This is a genomic window from Imhoffiella purpurea (assembly GCF_000585215.1).
Taxonomy (GTDB): Bacteria; Pseudomonadota; Gammaproteobacteria; order Chromatiales; family Chromatiaceae; genus Imhoffiella; species Imhoffiella purpurea.
The window spans coordinates 37743-56802 of sequence record NZ_AONC01000001.1 but is presented as its reverse complement, the minus strand read 5'-3'; the positions used below and the strand labels follow the sequence as shown (position 1 = coordinate 56802).

Sequence of the window (19060 nt, the reverse complement as noted above, 5' to 3'; positions counted from 1 at the left end):
ACGCGCACGCCCCACCGCCCGAGCGAAACTCGGGCAGTGGGGATCGGCTCGCGAAACGGTGCGTCAGGCACCCACCGCCGGAGAGGAACTCGAGGCTCTGAAACGCCCGTAGCTCCAGTAGGCGGCGCAGGCACCCTCGGACGAGACCATGCAGGATCCCATCGGATTGTCCGGCGTGCAGACCGTCCCGAACAGCCGGCAGTCGGTCGGCTCCTTGACCCCGCGCAGGATGGCCGGGCATTCGCAGCCGCGTGCCTCCCTGGACTCGGGGACCTCCACCGGAAAGCGCAGTTCGGCGTCGAGATCGGCATAGTCCTCGGACAGCGCCAGGGCGCTGTCGGGCAGTTCGCCCAGCCCCCGCCACTCGAAGCGGTCGCGGATCCGGAACACCTCGTCCATCAGGGCCAGGGCCTTCGGATTGCCGTCCTCGGTGACGGCGCGCAGGTACTGGTTCTCGACCTCGCAGCGTCCTGCGTTGATCTGCTCGATCAGCATCAGGGCGGACTGCATCACGTCCAGCGGCTCGAATCCGGCGATCACCACGGGCACGCCGAACTCGCTCGGAACGAAGGCATAGGGCCGGCTGCCGATCAGGGTGCTCACGTGCGAGGGGCCCAGGATGCCGTCGAGACGCACGCCCTCGGGGCCCGCCGTCGCCAGGATGGTCCTCAGCGCCGGTGGGGTCAGGACGTGATTGCAGAAGACGGAGAAGTTGGCGAGCCCCTCGGCGCGCGCGGTCTTGATCGCGACCGCGGTCGGCGGCGTGGTGGTCTCGAAGCCGATGGCGAAGAGGACGACCTGGCGTTCGGGGTTCTCGCGGGCGATGCGCAGCGCGTCCTGGGTGGAATAGATCATGCGGATGTCGGCACCCTCGGCCTTGGCCTTGAGCAGGCTCTTGCGCTCGCTCGCCGGCACCCGCATCAGATCCCCGTAGGTGCAGAGGGTCACGCCGTGGCGGGTCGCAAGCGCGATCGCCTGATCGATCCGGGCCATGGGCAACACGCAGACCGGACAGCCGGGGCCGTGAATGAAGCGCACGTTCGACGGCATCAGATGCTGGACGCCGTAGCGGAAGATGGCATGGGTGTGGCCGCCGCAGAACTCCATCAGCCGATATTCGCGGTCCGGACGGGCGGCGGCGGCGATGGCGGCCGCCAGTTGGCGGGCCAGCCGCTGATCGCGGAACTCGTCGACGTATCTCATGACGAGCGCCCCGGGTCCGTCCCCGGCGTGTCGGAGACGCCCAGCTCCGCGTCCTGAAGCTCGCCGATCTCTCGGATCAGGGCCAGTGTGTGCTCGGCCTCGGCCTGACTGATCTTGTTCAGGGCATAGCCCACGTGGACCAGGACATAGTCACCGACCGTCACGTCCGTGACCAGTGCGAGCGAGATCTCCTTGACCACGCCGCCGAGCGAGACCTGGGCGGTATCCGTATCCGGATCGATCCGGATGATTTCGGCGGGGATGGCTAGACACATGAGAATGCCTCGGCTTGGGTCGATGATGAGACAAGAACTGGCTGCGGTCGTTCACGGCAGCACCAGATCGAAGGCGACGCAGGGATCGATCGCCGTGACCAGGAGCTGGGCGCGCCGACTCAGAACGGAGTCCTCGGCATCCGGCAGGGCGGCCAGGGCCTTCGCCACGACGCCCTTGGGATGGAAGTTCCACTCGGTTGGGGCCAGGATCCGGTAATCCAAGACCCGAGTCCCGTCCACCTCGGCGAGATGCACCAGCAGCCCGCGAGCCGCATCGGCCCGCCCGATCCCGACGCCGGCCTCCAGAGCCCCATCCTGGACGACGGCGAGCTGCGCTCCGGAACCGCCTCCTCGAACCCTCTGGATCAGCGAGGCCGTTTCGACCACTTGTGCCACGAGCCGAGCCAGGATCCCACGCCCCTGATCGGCGACCAGCGCGGCCGTCAGACCGGACTCGGCATACCGCGTCAGGGGTGTCGTCTCTCGCGGCAGGCCGCGCCAGGAGGGCCGGGCGACGAACTCGGCGGCCTGCGGACCACGCAGCTCGGACGCAAGCTCGGAGTCGGCCGGATCGGACAAGGCGCAGATCTCCGCATGTCCGAACCGACCCTCGCCCGAATCGAGCAGGCCGCGCAGCAGACGCGCGGACGGCGTCGAGACCGAGCGGCACCAGTCGTCGAAGGCGGCCAGATTCTCGACACGCTCGAGCCAGACGTCCGGGGACATGCCCAGGATACGCTCGGCCATCAGGTTCGCGAGCGAGGAGGCCGTACCCGCCAGGACATCAGGGGACGGAATCGGCGTCTCGGATCCGGGCCGGAACAAGGCGCCATCCGGATCCGCGGCCGCGAAGACGTCCCGAGCGATGGCCTGCACCCGGATCATGGCCTGACGGTCGGGCTCCTCGCCGAGGATCGCCGGCCAATCGAGCAGGATTCGCCACAGATGCTCGCGAACCGTCTCGACCGCGACCACCATGCGGCGCAGATGCGCCGTTCCGGGATCCGGCTTCATCCCTCCGGCGCGCTCCAGGGCGCCCGCGCAGGCCAGCGCCTGGGATCTGGCGCATATGGAGAACAGCAACGGCAGAAGCGAGGCGGTCTCGGTCATGCCGCGACCGCGAAAGAGCGCCGAGGACGCCACCGGGCGGGTCGAGCCGATCTGACAGGCGAACCCGCTGGCGACGCGTCTTAACTGAATGTTGAGCCTTCCCGCCGGATCGGACATGCTTATCTAGCTGACGCTCATCGAATCGAATTCAAATTTCATGCTGACACCCGAACAATTGGCCGGCCTGCGCCGGGACATCCACTTCAACGCCGAGCTCGGCGGACGCACACTCGGCTTCCAGAGCACCTGGGGGCTCTTCTCGCCCCGCGAGATCGACGAGGGAACCCGGCTCCTGGTCGGTCATCTCGAGGTCGCGCCCGACGGCGACTGCCTCGATCTCGGCTGCGGCTACGGGCCGATCGGTCTCACCCTGGCGTCGATGGCGCCACAGGGCCGAACCCTGATGGTGGACAAGGATTTCGTGGCGGTCGACTACGCCAATCGCAACGCGAGACTCAACGGGCTCGGCAACGCCGAGGCCCGGCTCAGCAACGGATTCGACCAGATCGAACCCGGGCGCATGTTCGACCTGATCGCGAGCAACGTCCCGGCCAAGGTCGGCAAGGAGCTGCTCGCCCTGCTGCTGCACGACGCCCACGCCCGATTGAAGCCGGGCGGACGCCTCTATCTGGTGACCATCAACGGTCTGCGTCAATACATGAAGCGCAATCTGACCGAGGTCTTCGGCAACTACGACAAGCTCAAGCAGGGACCGCACTACACGGTGGCCCTGGCGCTGCGCTGAGCCCCGGCTCAGGAGCCTTGCAGGATCCCCAGCAGACGCTGCGCCTCCTTGCCGATGTCGCTGTCCGGATCCAGATCGCGGGCATGTTCGAGCGCCTTGCGGGCCTCGTCCTGGTTGCCGGCCTGCAGATTGACGAACCCGAGCGTCAGCCAGGGGCGCTGCAGCTGCGGCCCCTTGGCGACGGCCGCCTCGAGATGCGTGATGGCACCTGCCGAGTCACCGGTGTAGTGCAGGGCCAGCCCCAGATCGTTATGGGCCTCGGCGTCATCCGGATTCAATTCGAGGATGCGCTTGTAGTAGAGGGCGGCCTCGGCATAGCGGCGCTGCATGAAGAGCTCGTCCGCGCGCTGATGCAGCAGCTCGGGATTGGTCTCGGTGATGGATTCGGGGATGGCGCTGGAATCGAGCTTCGGCATGGCTCCCGGCGCACGCTCGGTCCGAGCCGTCGCCGGCTGGGACGGATGACGCAGATAGTAGTCGCGGGTGAGGGCGAAGACGGTGAAGCCGTAGAAGAACAGAAAGACGCAGAGCGCGATCCAGTGCAGCGGAGACAGTTTCGGCATGATGTGGGAGTCGACAGAGTGACGCGGATCGGTGGATCCTAGAAACCCGGACGCCCCCTGTCAAACGATCGGCGGCTCGCGCAGGCGGCTGGCTAAAAAAGGGCCGCGACGGCAGGGTGTGTGGCTGCCGTAGCGACCCAATTGGCTTGCTGCTCGGAGTGGCGACACCGTCACGGCCGGGACTCGGCCGTGCGCTTATCCTTGGAGTCGGCCAAACGCCTGGCGGCGCGCGCACCGGCGCCGTTGCGGTTTACCAGGGCCACAAGAAATCCTCCGCAGAGGATGGAGGAGGAGATTCCCAAGATCGTCAAGGCATCGAAGCTCATGCGTTCGTCTCCGCAATCCGTGGTTGGAAAACACTGCTCCCTGACCCCGGAACACACGAACCTGTGCGGTCGAACCAGCCCACCGCTGGATGGTCTGGGATTCACTGGGTCTGGGTCTATCTTGCAGAAAGGGGATTAACAGAGTATTTCGCTGTCTGCTAATGTTGTAACAAGTTGTATCGACTGCCCTCTCCAAGCCGGAGTCCCCCCGCACGATGTCCGACATCCCCCTGAGAATTCTCGTCGTCGACGACGATCCCGGCCTGCGCGCGCTGCTGGGCGACTACCTGGCACGCGAGGGATTCGAGGTCGGAGGCGCCGAGGACGGCCGCGCCATGGACGCCTGGCTCGAGCAGCAGGACACCGACCTCATCATTCTCGATCTCATGCTGCCCGGCGAGGACGGCCTGACCCTGACCCGGCGGCTGCGCGCCAAGACCGAGGTGCCCATCATCATGCTCTCGGCCCGAGGCGACGACGTGGACCGCATCGTCGGACTCGAGGTCGGCGCCGACGACTATCTCGCCAAGCCCTTCAACCCGCGCGAGCTGCTCGCCCGGATCCGCGCCGTATTGCGCCGCCAGCGTCTCATCGGACACGGCGACGAAATACCCGCCCACGAGATCATTCGCTTCGGCCCCTATCGACTGGACCCGATCCAGTACGAGCTGCGCCGAGACGACCAGCCGGTGACCCTGACGAGCGGCGAGTTCGAGCTGCTGCGGGTGCTCGCCGAGCATCCGGACCGGGTGCTGGACCGGGATCGGCTGCTCGACCTGCTCAAGGGCTACGAGCGCTCCCCCTTCGATCGCAGCATCGACGTTCAGATCGCCCGGCTGCGGGCCAAGATCGAGCCCGAGACCAAACACCCGCGCTATATCCGCACCATCTGGGGCAAGGGTTACATGTTCACGCCCATGGGTAACCCATGAGCCACCGGCGGCAGTTCCTGCCCGCCACCCTCTTCGGCCGCGCGCTGCTCACGCTCATCTTCACCTTCGGGCTGTACGCCGTGGTCGCCTTGGGGGTGACGGTCGCCTATGCCCTGGTGCCGGTCGCACACCGCTCGGCGGCCGATCTCGCCAGCATCATGGTCCTGTCGGCGCGCACCCTTCAGCAGCTCCCGCCGGACCTGAGAGAGACCTACCGGTCGCAACTGGCGAGCGAGTACCAGATCCGCCTGGTGGAGGAACGGCCGCAGCCCGATTCCCATCGCTACTTCTTCCCCTATCTGCCGCTCGTCGAGCGGGCGCTGACGGCTCGCATGGGTCATGAGATCGAGATGACCGCCAATCTCACCGACGGGGAACGCTGGTTCTGGGCCGAGATCGACGTCGAGGGTCATCCCCTCTGGGCAGGCTTTCCGCGCAGCCGGCTCGGAACCCGTCCGCTGCAGGGACTGGCGGTGATCGCCACCGCCGCCGTGCTGCTGATACTGGGCACCACCATCGTCCTCGCCGGCCGGCTGTCCTCGCCCCTCAAACGGCTGTCCAAGGCGGCAGAGCAGGTCGCGCTCGGTCTCTCGCCCCGGCCGCTGCCCGAGACGGGCCCGGTCGAGCTCGCCAACCTGGCGCACCAGTTCAACGAGACCGGACGCCAGATCCGCGAGCTGCTGGCCAACCGCACGCTGTTGCTCACCGGCATCTCGCACGACCTGCGCACCCCGCTGACACGGCTGCGCCTGGCGATCGCCATGCTGCCCGACGACACGCCGCCGACCCTGGTGGCACGCATGGAGCGCGACATCGAGGAAATGAACGCCCTCATCACCCAGGCGATCGAATTCGGCAAGAGTCTGGGTGCGGGCCGCCGCGACGAGGTGGATCTGAGCGCATTGGTGGACGACCTGATCGCGGGCCGTCCGCGGCTCGTCTGGCGCAAAGAGCCGCCGTGCGCGAGCCGGGTCGATGCACTGGCGTTGCGGCGCATCCTCGGCAACCTGATCGAGAACGCCCTGACCTACAGCCGGCATCCGGTCGAGATCCGATTGGGCTGCAGCCAGACGCTGCAGCAGATCCTGGTGCTGGATCGCGGGCCTGGGATCCCGGAGAGCGAGCGCGAAGCCGTTCTCAGGCCCTACTATCGCTCGGAGCCCTCACGCAGCCGGCAGGGAGGCGGAAGCGGACTGGGACTCGCGGTCGCCCAGCAGCTGGCGCTCGCCAATCAGATCGAGCTGCGTCTCGGACTGCGTCCGGGGGGCGGTACGGTCGCCAGCATCAGGCTTCCCAGCTCCAGCCTGATGAAGACCTCCAGACAGACGGTTGACGACCGGACCGACGCTGCCTAAATTGCAGCTCAGAATCCATCACCTCCGGAGCGGCCACCGATGCTGCAACCAGGCGATCCAGCCCCACGCTTTTCATTGCCGAACGCCGACATGGAACGGGTGAGCCTGGACGAGCTCATGGGTCGCCACATCTGCGTCATCTATTTCTACCCCAAGGACGACACCCCGGGCTGCACCATGGAGGCCCTGGAATTCACCGATCTGCAGAACGAGCTCGAGGCGGCCGGAGCACTGGTCATCGGCATCAGCCGGGACAGCTGCACCAGCCATGGCGATTTCCGCGACAAGCACGGACTGACGGTCCAGCTGCTCGCCGACACCGACGGCGAGACCTGCGATGCCTATGGGGTCTGGCGCGAGAAGGAGGCCCATGGCGAGAAACGCATGGGCATCCTGCGCTCGACCTTCATCGTCGGCAGGGACGGGCTCATCCATCACGCACTCTACGACGTCAAGCCCAAGGGTCATGCGGCGCGGATCCTCGAGCTGGTCCGAGCCCTCTGAGGGCCCCGCAGCGACGCCCCCGTCAGGATTGAAGCTCCGCGCCTACATCCTGCTGTTCCTGCTGGTCTTCGGTCTGACGCCGCTGATCCTGGCCGTCGTCATCAATCTGCCGCTGGTGCTGGACCGCACGGCGCTCTTCTACCAGCGCGCCTATCTGCAGAATCTCAGGGCCGATTTCCGCGACCTGGATCAGCACCTGGCCAGCCGTCACGAGATGATCCGACTGCTGGCCAAGCTGCCCGAACCCGGACTCATCCTGGGCGCCCAGGGCGAGGCGGACCAGATCGACCTGACCCGCGCGCGCTACACCACCTGGATCAACAAGATCCTGGCCGACCAGCTCGACATCATTCAGATCCTCTTCGTCGGCATCGACGGCCGGGAGCGTTTCTGGCTCACCCGCGACCCGCGAACCCAGGAATGGAAGCCGACCGCCGAACCGGCTCAGCCGCCCAACCCCCAGTTCCTCGCCGCCGGCATGGAGCTTCAGCCCGGTGCCGTGATCGTCAGCCGGATCCGAATCGACCCCAAGACGGGCACGAACGACCCGCGTCAGCTGATGACCCTGAACCTCATCAGCCCGATCGGCGACGAGGAGACGCCCACCGAGACGCGCGGCGCGGTGGTGATCACGCTCGACGTCGGCGGACTGGCCCAGTTCTATCGCGACACCCTCTGGGTCGACCACAGCGGCAGCTATCTGCGCCCCGGCCAGCCGTCCAGCGGCGAGCCCGAAGCGTTCGAGGCATTTCCCGGCCTGGCCGAGATCTTCGCCGAGGGCAAGCTGGCGCTCTGGAAGGGGTCGCAGGGACGCCAGATGCTCTGGGTGCCCATGTTCATGACCGAGGACGGCGTCCCGCTCTGGGTCGGGCGCCCGGTCGACCCTTCGCCGCTCGACGCCTTTCGCGACGCACTCATGCTGCGCGTCCTCTCGATCATCTTCGTGCTGATCGTGGTGGTCATGATCCTGGCGCGCCTGATCGCCACCCGGCTCGAACACTTCGGACACGAGCTCACCGGCGGCATCGGGCTCATCCTGCGCGAGGGACGCCCGCTGCGCTTCAGCTGGCACGGCCCGCGCGAGATCCGCGAGCTGGCCCGGCAGCTCACCGCGCTGGCCGACACCCATGCCGAACACCTTCGGGCGGAACAGGCCCACACCCGCGAGCTGGAGCGCTCCAACCGCTACAAGTCGCAGTTCCTGGCCAACGTCAGCCACGAGCTGCGCACCCCCCTGAACTCCATCCTGCTGCTGTCCAAGATGCTCGCGGCCGAGACCAGCGGACTCAACCCCTCCCAGCGCCGCCAAGCCCAGGTCATCCACGAGGCCGGTCGCGATCTGCGCACCATGATCGACAACATCCTCGACATCTCGCGGATCGAGGCCGGACACGTGGGTATCGCGCTCGACTGGGTCGAGGTGCGCCCCATGCTCGAGGAGCTGATCGAGATGGTCTCGCCCATGCTGACCGGCAAGCCGGTCGAGCTGACCCTGGCCATCGATCCGCGCGCCCCGGAACGCATCTACACCGATCGCGACAAGCTGCGCCAGATCCTCAAGAACTTCCTCTCCAACGCGGTCAAGTTCACCGACGCGGGACGGGTCGGGGTCGGCGTCGAGCGCGCCCCGGATCCGGCGCGTCCGCTCGCCCTGGTCGTCAGCGACACCGGAATCGGCATCCCGCTCGACAAGCAGGAGATCATCTTCGAGGCCTTCCAGCAGGCGGACGGATCCACGCGCCGGCGCTACGGCGGGACGGGACTCGGCCTGTCCATCAGCCGCGAGCTGGCGGGACTGCTGGGCGGACTGATCGAGGTCGCAAGCGCGCCCGGAGAGGGCGCCCGCTTCTCGCTGCTGATGCCGATCTCCGCCGACGCCACCCCGGCCAAACCGGCCGAGTCCGCGCACGGCCATCGGCCCGAGCCCTTCGTCGGCGGGGACATCGCCAGCGAGGAAAGCGCCTCGATCGACACGGCGCCCCGGACCGAGAGCGGCGAAGGCTGGGTCCTCATCGTCGAGCGCGACGTCAAGACCCTGGTCCAGCTGAGCTCCGACCTGACGCAGCGCGGACTGCGGGTCCAGACCGCCGTGGACCTTGACGAGGCGCTGGAGACCCTGCAGGAGGAGACCGAGGGATGCCTGCTGATCCTGCTGGCGGCCCAGATGTCCGCCTCCGCCACCTGTGATACGATCCGAGCCTTGCTGGATCAGGCTCAGGACACGCCGCCCTCGGTCGTCGTGCTCGCCGAGCCCGGCTCGGACCTCCAGCTCGACGACTGCCCAGGCGTCGGCGCGATCGACCTTCTCACCAAACCCATCGATCCTGCCCAACTCGCAGCCTTGCTCGAGGATGCGATGAAAGAGGCCAACGGCCCATCGGGGTTGCCCGTCGCACAGAACAACGGCGAGTAGAGGGGACCGGGTGCTCGCACGCAGCGAACAAGGGGGATGACATGAGCCGCTATGCCGGATTCAAGCTCCTGATCGTCGACGATCACGCCCACAACCTCTTCACCCTGAGGACGCTGATCGAGGCCCATATGGACGTCCGAGTGCTGGAGGCGATCTCGGGACAGGAGGCGGTCGATCTGACACATCAGCATCCGGACATCGATCTCATCATCCTCGACGTTCAGATGCCGGAGATGGATGGTTTCCAGACCGCCTCGCTGCTCAAGCTGCGCAAACGCACCCGCGACATCCCCATCATCTTCCTCACCGCGGCCTTCAAGTCCGAGGAATTCCAGCAGCGCGGGTTCGCGGTGGGCGCGGCGGACTATCTGCTCAAGCCGATCGAGGACAACCAGCTGATCAACAAGATCAGCACCTATTTCCGGCTGATCGCCAAGGAGCGGGATCTCAACCGGGTTCTGGAGCAGCGGGTCGAGGAGCGCACCCAAGAGCTCGCCGAGGCGCGCCAGTATCTGGAGAACATCGTCACCTACATGGGCGAGGCGCTGCTGGTGCTGGATCCGGCCGGGGTGATCAAGCTGACCAATCCGGCGGCCTCGCGCATGCTGGGTTACAGCGCGGAGGATCTGAGAGGCATGTCGATCGGCGACGTCTTCGAGGAAGAGGGCGACGAGCAGGCCGGCGCCTTCATGGGCATCTGGCTGGAGGCGCTGATCCGCACCGGGGCGCTGAGCAAGATCGAGGCGCGATTCATCGCCCGCGACGGCCGGCGGGTTCCCATCCTCTTCTCCCGGACCGCCATCAAGAACGCCTCGGGCGACATCAGCGATATCATCTGTATCGCCAAGGACATGACAGGATACGTCAGGATCGAACGAGACGCGGATCCGGAACCACGACAGCGGACCGCGCATGAAGCCTTCCAAGGGGATGGACGATGAACGAAGAACTGAAGCCCGACCAAGAGCCCATACCTGAGCTCTCGGACGACGAAGACACCACGCTGACCGCCAACGCGCTCAAGGCCATGGCGCACCCGCTGCGCTGGAAGATCCTCTGCTCGCTGGGCAAGAACGAGCTGTCGGTGGGCGAGATCGTCGAGCGCACCGGCACCTCCCAGAGCAACATCTCTCAGCACCTGGAACAGCTGCGCAACAAGAACATCGTGGTCGCCCGCAAGGAGGCCAACCGCATCTACTACCGGATCCGCAACTCCCAGCTCCTGGAGCTGATCGGCATCATGCGCGAGGTGCTCTGCCCCGCCAACCTCGACGACCGGATGCTGAGGTAGCCGCACGGGAAGAAATCGAACCGCAAAGAACGCCAAGGGATTTCATTGAGACCGATTTGGCAAGGATGCTCCATGACCAGCCCTTTCATCCCTTTGCGACCTTTGCGGTTCGAATAGAGGCATCCTCGCTCAACGCACCCCGGTGACCGGACGCATCTCCTTGTCGCAGATTCCACCGACGGCGACGCTCGTTCGCCGCCCGCTTCCCCGGCAAGACTCGCCCCGGTCGGACACGCGACATTGGATCTCGATCGGGCGGCCGTCGTGGAGCCAGCTCGGAACCTTGCGGTAGCGCCCGACCGAGCCTAGGCGACAACCGGATGGAATGCCGTAGGCGGGACAGGAGCTCGGTGTGCGCAGAGACACCTTGCGTCCGTCGACCAGGAATCCCGGATAGCGGTTCTCGGTGCGCACCAGGTCCCGATCGGGTTTCTCGTCGAAGAAGAACTCCTCGAACAGATAGCCGTCGCCGCGCTTGGCGCCAACCTGGATCCGGGTGTTGGCGATGAGCGCGTAGTCGCGCCCCTTGCGGGCCACCGCACCCGTCATGTACTCGACCCGGTCGTGATTCGGAAAGCACTTGCCCATGGCGGGCGCGTGATAGTAGTGACGCATCTCCTTCAGGTCCGCGAGCCCGTTGCCCGGAAAGATCTGGCGCAGATCCGAGTCGCTGCCGTAGAGGATGCGTTCGGCATCCGGGACCGTCTGGGCGTACATGGCCTGCATCTTAGCGTAATAGTCGTTGCCGGCGAGATCCGGGCGGAGATAGCAGGAGGTCAGACCCGAGATCTGGGTCAGATACTCGTCCCAGATATTGTACTGGGACGGCTTTGACGCGACGCCCTGGAAGTCGCCCGGAAAGTCGCAGCCCCGGCCCGCGTAGCACTGGCCGACGGCCCGGTTGCGGATGGAGAGGACGATGATGTTGCGCTCGCAGGCGCCGTAGGCGTTGCAGCCGCGGCCGATATGGCCCTCGTAGAGCGCCGTGCGCATAGCGTAATCCAGATGCTTGGCGCGCGCAAGGGTCGTCTTGGATCCCAGGTCGGACCGCTTGCCCATGAAGGTATTCCAGGCCCGCTCCAGGCCCTGGCGCCGATGGGTCAGGCCGGCGTTGACGCCCGCGCACTCGCTGGAGGCATGGAAGGCGCGCACGATCCGGTCCAGCTCGCTGCCCCCGCGCTCGCCGCGTCCGCCGCCGGAGCCTGGAGGATCGAAGAAGGGGGCCTTTTCCAGGGCATAGAGATTGCGGACATCGATGACGTTGCGAACCCGGGACGAACAGTGGTGGTTCTCGACCTGGAGCGATTTGCGCCGCTCGACCGCACGCTTGAAGACGTCGGTATCCCCGCGCGAGGCCCGTCGCGGATCCACCACGACCTCGAATCCCACGTAGGGCGTTCCGCTCTTGTCGGTCAGCGGCTCGCCGTTGCGGATCATGAGACAGGGAATGACCGAGGTCCCCTGGAAGAGCGTCCCGGCCGGCCTGGAGGCCCCATTACGGGCGAAGCTGTCGGCATCGTAATAGGGCAGTCCGTCCGGACCGTTGAACTGATAGACCGTCATCACCGGCGTCGCTGGAATCGCGGCCTGGAGGTTGGCGGATAGGAGGAGCGCGACCGCCCCCAAGAGCTTGCGCATGAGAGATTTCCTTCTTGGCTGTCGTTGCTCGGGCGGGGCTAGGCTAGGGCAAGTCGGGCGAGGAATCCATCACCGGAGATGCGCCCCGGATCAGAGCGAGCCCGAGCGCTTGATGGCGAAATAGCGATTGACCAGGGCGATCGCAAGCTGGGATGGAAGCAGGTCCAGGGCATGGACGCCGATGTGCTGGAGACGTTCCCGATGACGCCGGCGCTCGGCCAGCCAGTCGTGCACGGCATGGAAGCGCAGCGCGTCCCTCAGATCGCGAACTGGCCGCTCCAGGGCGCGGTCCAGGGCCGATTCGCGCAGGTCCGCGATCACCACCAGATGACGCCGGCGCAGCAACGCGGCCGCCTGTTCCAGCCCGTCCTGCTCCTCGTCGCGGCTGTTGGTGATGACGACGACCAGGGCGCGCCGGGGCACCGCGGTCAGCAGCTCGCGCGCGGCCTGAAGCGGATCGGCGGCCTCGAGACCGGGCTGGAGGTCATAGATCGACTCCAGCAGACGTTTGACGGTCGATGGCTCCTTGCGGGGCGCGAACCAGCGCCGCTCGCCGCCGTAGGTCATGAGACCGACCGCATCCCCCTGACGGACGGCGACATAGGCGAGCAGCAGCAGGGCGTTGAGCGCCTCGTCGAGATGTCCTCGACCCGCATCCTCATGGCGCATCCGCCGACCGCAATCGAGCAGGAAGACCAGACGCTGATCGCGCTCGTCCTGATACTCGCGCGAGATCAGCTTGCGCATGCGCGAGGTCGCCTTCCAGTCGATCTGGCGCAGCTCGTCGCCCTGGCGGTATTCGCGCAGCTGATGGAATTCCGCGCCGAGCCCGCGCCGCTGCAGACGCCGCACCCCGAGCTGTGCCAGCTGATCGTTCGCCGCCAGGAGGGTATAGCGGCTGATCTCGGAGAAGTTGGGAAAGACGCGCAGCAGATCCGCGAGCGGCAATGTGCGTCTCTGGTGCCATAGCCCGAGGGGCGAGCGGAGCGCTAGATCGCATCCGCTCAGCGGGTATTCGCCGCGCCGATGGGGCTTGAGCCGGTATTCCAGAACGGCGCGCTCGCGCGGTCTCAGGCGCAGCCGCCGGGGCAGTCCCTCGAGCGCGAAATCGGATGGATGCAGATCATGCACTCGAAGACGCAGATAGCGGTCCGAGGTATTCTCGATCCGCAGCCGCACCGAGCTCCAGACACCCAGCGGCAAGGCGCGCCCCATGCGGCGCTCCAGATTCGGAGAGGGCAGCCGGCGCACCAGGATCAGATCGGCGACGGCCGAGACCAGCAGCGCCAGTCCGACGAACTGCCACTGGACCGCCAGGACCGGCATCCAGGCCGCCGCCACGCCGAGCCCGCTCCAGAACGTGAGCGCGGCGACCGCGCGACCGGTGGGTATCAAGCCGAGACGCCCATGCTGGACCGGACTCAAGGCTCGGCGTCGAGATAGCGCATCCCGCCGCGCTTCTCGGCCCCCGGCCGGCCGGGCTGCGGCAGCTCGCCCTCGGTCATGATGGGACGGATGGCATGCAGAATGTTGGCGAAGAGATGCGTATGTCCGGCCTCCTCGCGGGCCAGGAGCGCCTTCATGTGCTCGCGCCGGGTCGGCATGGCGAAGCAGGCCGGACAGGAATCCGGAATGACGGGCAGCCCGGCCTTGACCGCGAAATCGGCCGTCTGACGCTCTCGGCAATAGGCCAGCGGACGGATGATGCGCACGTCGCCCTCGTCGTTCCGATAGTGGGCCTTCATGGTCCGCAGCTGGCCGCCGTGGAAGATGGACATCAGCAGGCTCTCGGCGAGGTCGTCCAGATGCTGCCCCAATGCGAGCACGTTGTAGCCCTGTTCGCGACAGATGCGATACATGATGCCGCGCTTCATGCGAGAGCAGTAGGCGCAGAAGGAATCCCCGTCCATGTGAGATCTGGCCTGTTCCATCAGGGGCTGCTGCTCGTAATGCCAGGGCACGCCGAGCGTATCGTAGTAGTCCTTGAGCGACTGGGGATCGAATCCGGGCACCTCGGGATCGACCGTGAGGACCGCCAGGTCGAAGCGGACCGGAGCATAGGTGCGCAGGTGACTCAGTACCTGAAGCAGCGAGAGCGAGTCCTTGCCTCCCGAGACGCCGAGCAGGATGCGATCGCCGTCCCCGATCATGCGGAAATCAGCGATCGCGCGCCCGACCTGACGCAGTAGCGATTTGGGCGGTTTGAGTGGTGATTGGCTGGGTCTTATCATGGTGGCAAGTGTATCTCAGGCCCCCTTTGGGTACCGAGAGCGCGAATCGATAGGATTCCACCTGCCACTGACCGGAGGTCGCGATCAGTACCAGACAGGAGGGGCCGCCGTGGGTACGCGAACGTCCGGCGGCCCCCGGATTCAGCACCCATGGCTCGCGTGCGTCGTCGAGCACCAGGCGATGGCTGTGGCCGTAGACGATGACGCGGGCATTGGGAAAGCGGCCCCGCAGGAGACGGTGACGGTCGCGGGCCGGAACCTGATGACCGTGGATGAGCACCAGACTGCCGCCCGGCAGCGGCTGCTCCAGCCACTCAGGAAGGTGGACCAGGAGCCGCCGATCCTCCTCGGGCCATTTACGGGCGACGTCGTTGTTGCCGAAGACGGCCAGCACCCGTCCGAGACGCGGCTGGAGCTGTGCCAGGATCGAGGCCCGGCCGATGTCGCCGCCATGGACGGCCAGATCGCAGGTCCCGACCACCTCCTGCACCCTGGAATCGATGGCGCCATGGGTGTCCGACAGGATGGCGACGCGAACCCGTTCCATGCTTGCGACATCGTCCACGATGACCTCTTGCTCGCGCACCGGATCAGGAGGGCGTCAGGACCAGCTTGCCGGTCGTGTGCCCTTGCTCGATCAGAGTATGCGCCTCGGCGGCCTGATCGAGCGAGAAGCGATCGGCAACATGGATACGCAGGTCTCCGCGATCGATGAGCTTGGCGCAGCGGCGCAGGATCTCGCCCTGCTGCACGCGCGCCCGAGGCACGTCTCGGAGCATCGGGGTCAGCATCAGCTCCAGACTGATGCGCAGATTGCGGATCCGGGCCTCCTTGAGGTCGAGCTCGGGCCCCGGATCCAGGATGGTCACCAGATCGCCGTAATGGGCCATGGCCGGGATGGTCTGGCGGAACACGGCCGGCCCCACGGTGTCCAGGGCGATGTCGACGCCCTGTCCCTCGGTCCATTCCATGACCGACTCGACCAGGTTCTCCTCCTGGTAGTTGATGCAATATTCGGCGCCCAATGAATGGGCAAAGGATGCCTTCTCGGAGCTGCTGACCGTGGTGCAGACGCGCGCCCCGGCGGCCTTGGCCAACTGGATAGCCACATGCCCCACCCCGCCGGCCCCGGCGTGGATCAGCACCCGCTGTCCCTCGTGCAGACGGGCGCGGTCGTGCAGCGCCTCCCAGGCGGTGAGCAGCACCAGGGGGGCCGCGGCGGCCTCGATCATATCGATCGAGCGCGGCTTGGCCTGGGCCAGATGATTGTCGAGCACCATGTATTCGGCATAGGTCCCGATCGGCCCGCCGAGCCCGCCATGGCAGAACCAGACCTCGTCACCGGGCTTGAAGCGGGTGACCTCATCGCCGACGGCCTCGACCACGCCCGCACCATCGCAGCCGAGCACGGCGGGAAAGCCGGCCGGAAGCATGGGCCCACGCTGGCGAATCTTGGTATCGATCGGATTCACCCCGGCGGCCGCCAGCTTGACCAGGATGTCCTCGGGACCGGTCAGCTTCGGGGAGGGCCGCTCCACCAAGTAGAGGACGGACGGGTCTCCCGTCTCCCGTATTTCGATTGATTTCATCGGTTGCTCCGCATGTAATCGACAACTGTAAGAAACCCCGACTCGCCACCGTGGCATGGGACGAGTTGGTGGAAAGTGCCACCGAGCGAGGTCTTCGAGCCGCTCACGGCACTGCGCGTATGACTCAGCATGTGGGGGCGTGGTCCCAGACCACACAAGACGCGAAGCCCTATCCAGCCTCGTTCCCCAGGCCCGAACCGACCTCTGCACCATCAAGAGATATCGGCCTCAATATGCGATCGGCGATCCGGCGCGACCGTCCCCGATCAAGACCTCGAATCCCGGAGATCTCAGAATGTCCCTACCCCAGAAGACCGCCAACACCAAGCAGAAGTTGCTGGTACGTAACGCGTGCATCGAGGATATACCAGCCATCCGCGCCCTCGTCTCGAAAGTGTACCTGCCATCTGGAATGGGCACCTACTCCCCGGCCATGCTGAGGGGTCAGATCAACAACTTCTCCGAGGGTCAGTTCGTCGCCGAGTATCAAGGGGCCATCGTCGGCTATTGCGCCACCTTCCTGATCGACGGCGGCTATGCGCTCAAGCCCCACACCTGGCGCGAGATCACGGGCGGCGGCTATGCCTCGCGACACGATCCCAACGGCGACTATCTCTACGGCATGGAGGTATGCGTCGACCCTGACTATCGCGGACTGCGGATCGGCCAGCGGCTCTATGACGCGCGCCGAAAGCTGGCCCGCTCCTGGGACGTCAAGGGCATCGTCTTCGGCGGCCGTCTGCCGACCCTCGCCCGGCGTCTGCGCCGCTTCGAGAGCCCCGAACAGTATCTCGAAGAGGTCAAGGCCAGCCGACAGCGCGACCCGGTACTCACCTTCCAGATGCGCAATGGGTTCGAGGTGCTCGGATTGATGCCCAACTATCTGTCCGAGGACAAGGAGTCGCTCGGTTATGCCGTGCATCTGCTGTGGCGCAATCCGAACGCACCCGACGAGCAAGAGGAAAACCGCGCCAAGACCTATGGCGCCAGACTGCCCGACACGGTCCGGGTCGCGACCGTGCAGTACATGCAGCGCCGCGTCGGCTCGTTCGACGAATTCGTGGATCTGGTCCGCTATTTCGTCGACGTGACCGCCGACTACCGGGCCGATTTCGTCGTCTTCCCCGAACTCTTCTCGCTGCAGCTCCTGTCGATGCAGGACCAGGAGCTATCGCCGGCCGAATCCATCGAGGCGCTCACCAAATACACGGAACCGCTCAAGAACGCACTGGCCAGCATGGCCGTCCGGTACAACATCAACATCATCGGCGGATCGCACCCCACACGCATGCCCAACGATCGGGTCGAGAACATCTGCTACGTCTGTCTGCGCAGCGGCGAGGTCTACGAACAGGCCAAGATCCATCCGACGCCGAACGAGGTCTACTGGTGGAACATCGAGGGCGGACAGGCGCTCAACGCCATCAACACCGACTGCGGCCCCATCGGTGTGCTCATCTGCTACGACGCCGAGTTCCCCGAGCTGGGCCGGCACCTGGTCGATCAGGGCGCCAACATCATCTTCGTGCCCTTCTGCACCGACGAGCGCCAGTCCTATCTGCGGGTGCGCTATTGCGGCCAGGCCAGGGCGGTCGAGAACCAGTGCTACGTCGTCATGTCCGGCAACGTCGGCAACCTGCCCAACGTGCACAACATGGACATCCAGTATGCCCAGAGCTGCATCCTGACCCCCTGCGACTTCCCCTTCGCCCGCGACGGCGTCGCCGCCGACACCACGCCCAACGTCGAGACGGTCGCCTTCGCCGATCTGCGTCTGGAGGCCCTGCGCGCGGCACGCAACGGCGGCACGGTGCAGAACCTCAAGGACCGCCGCCACGATCTCTACACCACGATCTGGCGCGAGAAATAGCGGCGGAGTACGCCGATCAGGTCTCGGCGCTGCGATTCCGCCGATCGAAAAGGGTCAGAAGACGCGCCACCGCCTCGATCGCCGGCAGCCGCACGCCGCGCCTGGCCACCTCGCGCAAGGGACGGCGGTACATGAACTCGATCTCGAGCTCGCGCCTGGCCAGATAATCCAGCCGCATGCTGGGGGCGTAGGGGGTCATGGCCTCGGTGATCTCCATCAGCCTGGGCATGAACCCCTCGTCGAAGGGGACACCGCAGGTCTCGGCCCCGAGCGAGACCTCGGCCATGAGCTGCTCGGCGAGCGCGCGCCCGTCGGGATCCGCCATGATGCGGTTCGTCTCCACATCGAGCAGGACGGAGAGTCCGTTGAAGGGGATGTTCCAGGCCAGCTTGCGCCAGCGCGCCTGAGGCAGCGAGGGCTGAGACTCCACCTTAACGCCGCCGGCCGAAAAGGCCGCCATCAGGTCGGGGATCCGCTCGCGTCCGCGCGCATCGAGTGGGGCGAAGCTGACCAGGCCGTAATCGAGATGGGCGATGTGCCCGGGGCCCACCTTGTTCGAGCAGAGAAAGCAGAGGCCCGCCACCACGACGGCCTGGGGAAATGCCTCGGCGAGTTCCTCCTCCATGGTCAGACCGTTCTGCAGGTTGAGGATGAGGGTTCCCTCGCCGACCAGGGGGCGAAGCAGCTCCACCAGACGATGATTCTGGGTCGTCTTGAGTCCGACGCAGACGACGTCGCTGAGCGGAATCTCGTCCGAATCGGCATAGACCTCGACCGGATGGTGGTGCTGGTCGCCGAGCGGCGAGTCGACGCGCAGACCCTCGCGGCGGATGAAATCGACATCGCTGTGGGCGATGAAGCGCACCCGGGAGCCGCCCACCAGGAGTCTGGATCCATAGAAACCACCCAGGGCACCGGTCCCCAGGATGGTGAAGCTGAGGTCTTGCGAATTCGCGGTATCGGAAGTCATGGAAGAATCGTGCTGATCTTGGGTTGTCTGCGGCAAGATTGAGTC

Annotated in this window: 19 protein-coding genes; 8 read left to right on the top strand and 11 right to left on the bottom strand. The window is 66.1% G+C overall.

All coding sequences use genetic code 11. The features are described from left to right. Positions 1–63: 63 nt before the first annotated feature. From hypD to D779_RS00200, 3 genes are read right to left on the bottom strand one after another with little or no spacing between them, the layout of a single operon-like run. Positions 64–1203 carry a hydrogenase formation protein HypD gene (gene hypD, locus D779_RS00210; protein ID WP_043747692.1) on the bottom strand — a complete coding sequence of 380 codons (1140 nt, stop codon included), beginning with the start codon at positions 1201–1203 and terminating at the stop codon, positions 64–66. Next, complete coding sequence (locus D779_RS00205) at positions 1200–1478, bottom strand: HypC/HybG/HupF family hydrogenase formation chaperone (protein ID WP_043747690.1); 279 nt, start codon at positions 1476–1478, stop codon at positions 1200–1202. Before D779_RS00205 ends, hypD begins: the two co-directional genes overlap by 4 nt. A gap of 51 nt (positions 1479–1529) precedes the next feature. Beyond that, a complete protein-coding gene (locus D779_RS00200) occupies positions 1530–2705 on the bottom strand; it encodes a nickel-dependent hydrogenase large subunit (RefSeq protein WP_043747689.1) in 1176 nt (391 codons plus the stop codon). Positions 2706–2745: 40 nt separating this feature from the next. Here D779_RS00200 and D779_RS00195 point away from each other — a divergent pair, with 40 nt between their 5' ends. Continuing rightward, entirely contained in the window at positions 2746–3333 is a 588-nt protein-coding gene (locus tag D779_RS00195) for a class I SAM-dependent methyltransferase (RefSeq protein WP_043747687.1), read from the top strand. 8 nt (positions 3334–3341) lie between these two features. Here the strand turns inward: D779_RS00195 and D779_RS00190 are convergent, their stop codons facing one another. Together D779_RS00190 and D779_RS22565 are read right to left on the bottom strand one after the other, a co-directional pair. Then, positions 3342–3896, bottom strand: coding sequence for a tetratricopeptide repeat protein (locus D779_RS00190; RefSeq protein ID WP_043747685.1), 555 nt, complete (start codon positions 3894–3896; stop codon positions 3342–3344). A 170-nt stretch (positions 3897–4066) separates the two neighbouring features. Further along, on the bottom strand, positions 4067–4222 hold the full coding sequence (locus D779_RS22565; protein ID WP_198295637.1) for a hypothetical protein: 156 nt from the start codon (positions 4220–4222) through the stop codon (positions 4067–4069). Positions 4223–4437: 215 nt separating this feature from the next. On the opposite strand from D779_RS22565, the gene D779_RS00185 reads away from it, so the two are divergent. The 6 genes from D779_RS00185 to D779_RS00160 are packed head-to-tail and all read left to right on the top strand — an operon-like array spanning position 4438 to position 10717. Next, positions 4438–5154 (top strand): response regulator, encoded by a 717-nt coding sequence (locus D779_RS00185; protein WP_043747683.1) that lies wholly within the window; start codon positions 4438–4440, stop codon positions 5152–5154. Next, a complete protein-coding gene (locus D779_RS00180; protein ID WP_043747681.1) occupies positions 5151–6509 on the top strand; it encodes an ATP-binding protein in 1359 nt (452 codons plus the stop codon). Before D779_RS00185 ends, D779_RS00180 begins: the two co-directional genes overlap by 4 nt. Before the next feature lie 39 nt (positions 6510–6548). Then, positions 6549–7013 carry a peroxiredoxin gene (locus tag D779_RS00175; protein ID WP_043747679.1) on the top strand — a complete coding sequence of 155 codons (465 nt, stop codon included), beginning with the start codon at positions 6549–6551 and terminating at the stop codon, positions 7011–7013. Between the two features lie 28 nt (positions 7014–7041). Next, positions 7042–9426, top strand: coding sequence for an ATP-binding response regulator (locus D779_RS00170; protein ID WP_052347606.1), 2385 nt, complete (start codon positions 7042–7044; stop codon positions 9424–9426). A gap of 41 nt (positions 9427–9467) precedes the next feature. Then, a complete protein-coding gene (locus D779_RS00165) occupies positions 9468–10367 on the top strand; it encodes an ATP-binding response regulator (RefSeq protein WP_043747677.1) in 900 nt (299 codons plus the stop codon). Next, positions 10364–10717: an ArsR/SmtB family transcription factor gene (locus tag D779_RS00160; protein WP_043747675.1), complete on the top strand. Its 354-nt coding sequence runs from the start codon at positions 10364–10366 to the stop codon at positions 10715–10717. The genes D779_RS00165 and D779_RS00160 overlap by 4 nt, the downstream gene beginning before the upstream one ends. A gap of 129 nt (positions 10718–10846) precedes the next feature. Here the strand turns inward: D779_RS00160 and D779_RS00155 are convergent, their stop codons facing one another. The 5 genes from D779_RS00155 to D779_RS00135 all read right to left on the bottom strand — a co-directional run bounded on the left by D779_RS00155 (position 10847) and on the right by D779_RS00135 (position 16175). Further along, entirely contained in the window at positions 10847–12355 is a 1509-nt protein-coding gene (locus tag D779_RS00155) for a hypothetical protein (RefSeq protein WP_043747673.1), read from the bottom strand. 90 nt (positions 12356–12445) lie between these two features. Then, positions 12446–13780, bottom strand: coding sequence for a DUF58 domain-containing protein (locus D779_RS00150; RefSeq protein ID WP_043747671.1), 1335 nt, complete (start codon positions 13778–13780; stop codon positions 12446–12448). Continuing rightward, on the bottom strand, positions 13777–14505 hold the full coding sequence (locus tag D779_RS00145; RefSeq protein WP_232424023.1) for a tRNA 2-thiocytidine biosynthesis TtcA family protein: 729 nt from the start codon (positions 14503–14505) through the stop codon (positions 13777–13779). Before D779_RS00145 ends, D779_RS00150 begins: the two co-directional genes overlap by 4 nt. 7 nt (positions 14506–14512) lie before the next feature. Further along, positions 14513–15151 carry a metallophosphoesterase family protein gene (locus D779_RS00140; RefSeq protein WP_232424022.1) on the bottom strand — a complete coding sequence of 213 codons (639 nt, stop codon included), beginning with the start codon at positions 15149–15151 and terminating at the stop codon, positions 14513–14515. A 25-nt stretch (positions 15152–15176) separates the two neighbouring features. Further along, positions 15177–16175: a zinc-dependent alcohol dehydrogenase family protein gene (locus D779_RS00135; protein WP_043747667.1), complete on the bottom strand. Its 999-nt coding sequence runs from the start codon at positions 16173–16175 to the stop codon at positions 15177–15179. 295 nt (positions 16176–16470) lie between these two features. On the opposite strand from D779_RS00135, the gene D779_RS00130 reads away from it, so the two are divergent. Next, positions 16471–18045, top strand: a complete 1575-nt coding sequence (locus tag D779_RS00130; protein WP_043747665.1) for a bifunctional GNAT family N-acetyltransferase/carbon-nitrogen hydrolase family protein — start codon at positions 16471–16473, stop codon at positions 18043–18045. A gap of 16 nt (positions 18046–18061) precedes the next feature. Here the strand turns inward: D779_RS00130 and D779_RS00125 are convergent, their stop codons facing one another. Continuing rightward, the gene (locus D779_RS00125) at positions 18062–19015 is read right to left on the bottom strand and encodes a 2-dehydropantoate 2-reductase (RefSeq protein ID WP_043747663.1); all 954 of its coding nucleotides are present in this window, start codon (positions 19013–19015) and stop codon (positions 18062–18064) included. Positions 19016–19060 lie beyond the last annotated feature (45 nt).

Excerpts from the sequence above, each read along its gene's own strand:
- D779_RS00160 (WP_043747675.1), top strand. The coding sequence starts at position 10,364 with ATGAACGAAGAACTGAAGCCCGACCAAGAGCCCATACCTGAGCTCTCG.
- D779_RS22565 (WP_198295637.1), bottom strand. The coding sequence starts at position 4,222 with ATGAGCTTCGATGCCTTGACGATCTTGGGAATCTCCTCCTCCATCCTC.
- D779_RS00145 (WP_232424023.1), bottom strand. The coding sequence starts at position 14,505 with ATGATCGGGGACGGCGATCGCATCCTGCTCGGCGTCTCGGGAGGCAAG.
- D779_RS00195 (WP_043747687.1), top strand. The coding sequence starts at position 2,746 with ATGCTGACACCCGAACAATTGGCCGGCCTGCGCCGGGACATCCACTTC.
- hypD (WP_043747692.1), bottom strand. The coding sequence starts at position 1,203 with ATGAGATACGTCGACGAGTTCCGCGATCAGCGGCTGGCCCGCCAACTG.
- D779_RS00180 (WP_043747681.1), top strand. The coding sequence starts at position 5,151 with ATGAGCCACCGGCGGCAGTTCCTGCCCGCCACCCTCTTCGGCCGCGCG.
- D779_RS00185 (WP_043747683.1), top strand. The coding sequence starts at position 4,438 with ATGTCCGACATCCCCCTGAGAATTCTCGTCGTCGACGACGATCCCGGC.
- D779_RS00190 (WP_043747685.1), bottom strand. The coding sequence starts at position 3,896 with ATGCCGAAACTGTCTCCGCTGCACTGGATCGCGCTCTGCGTCTTTCTG.
- D779_RS00135 (WP_043747667.1), bottom strand. The coding sequence starts at position 16,175 with ATGAAATCAATCGAAATACGGGAGACGGGAGACCCGTCCGTCCTCTAC.
- D779_RS00155 (WP_043747673.1), bottom strand. The coding sequence starts at position 12,355 with ATGCGCAAGCTCTTGGGGGCGGTCGCGCTCCTCCTATCCGCCAACCTC.
- D779_RS00200 (WP_043747689.1), bottom strand. The coding sequence starts at position 2,705 with ATGTCCGATCCGGCGGGAAGGCTCAACATTCAGTTAAGACGCGTCGCC.
- D779_RS00205 (WP_043747690.1), bottom strand. The coding sequence starts at position 1,478 with ATGTGTCTAGCCATCCCCGCCGAAATCATCCGGATCGATCCGGATACG.
- D779_RS00125 (WP_043747663.1), bottom strand. The coding sequence starts at position 19,015 with ATGACTTCCGATACCGCGAATTCGCAAGACCTCAGCTTCACCATCCTG.
- D779_RS00165 (WP_043747677.1), top strand. The coding sequence starts at position 9,468 with ATGAGCCGCTATGCCGGATTCAAGCTCCTGATCGTCGACGATCACGCC.
- D779_RS00130 (WP_043747665.1), top strand. The coding sequence starts at position 16,471 with ATGTCCCTACCCCAGAAGACCGCCAACACCAAGCAGAAGTTGCTGGTA.
- D779_RS00175 (WP_043747679.1), top strand. The coding sequence starts at position 6,549 with ATGCTGCAACCAGGCGATCCAGCCCCACGCTTTTCATTGCCGAACGCC.